The organism is Pontitalea aquivivens (assembly GCF_046507575.1).
Taxonomy (GTDB): Bacteria; Pseudomonadota; Alphaproteobacteria; order Rhodobacterales; family Rhodobacteraceae; genus Pontitalea; species Pontitalea aquivivens.
The window spans coordinates 1-355 of sequence record NZ_JBKFEY010000134.1 but is presented as its reverse complement, the minus strand read 5'-3'; the positions used below and the strand labels follow the sequence as shown (position 1 = coordinate 355).

Genomic DNA, 355 nt, shown 5'->3' with positions numbered 1-355 from the left:
ATGGCAGGAGATGGCAAAACGATCATTCCGTCTCTTCTCGAACCTGGCGTGTGGACCGGTTTGGCTTCGGTCTTGCGGCGAAGACATTGTCCAGCCGCATCAGGAAGCCAGATAAGGTTTTGCCGCGCAGACGGGTTGTCGAGAGGACCTTCGCCTGGCTGGGACGCTGCCGCAGGCTGGCCATGGACTTCGAGAACCTGTCGCGCGAGGGCCTTGCGTTCCTCAAACTGGCGTCGATCCGACTTATGCTCAGAAGGCTCTGCTCGAACTGAAAACTTTCCGGACCGACTTTTACGCTCGAATCGCGTCGAGCCCGGTCATCTCACGGCCCATGATGAGCGTCAGTACTTCATTT

General features: G+C 57.7%; 1 pseudogene. It reads left to right on the top strand.

Annotated elements, in window-relative coordinates:
• A pseudogene (locus ACK8OU_RS20510) lies at positions 1-272 on the top strand (hypothetical protein); the annotation flags it as partial.
• Between the last annotated feature and the right edge of the window lie 83 nt (positions 273-355).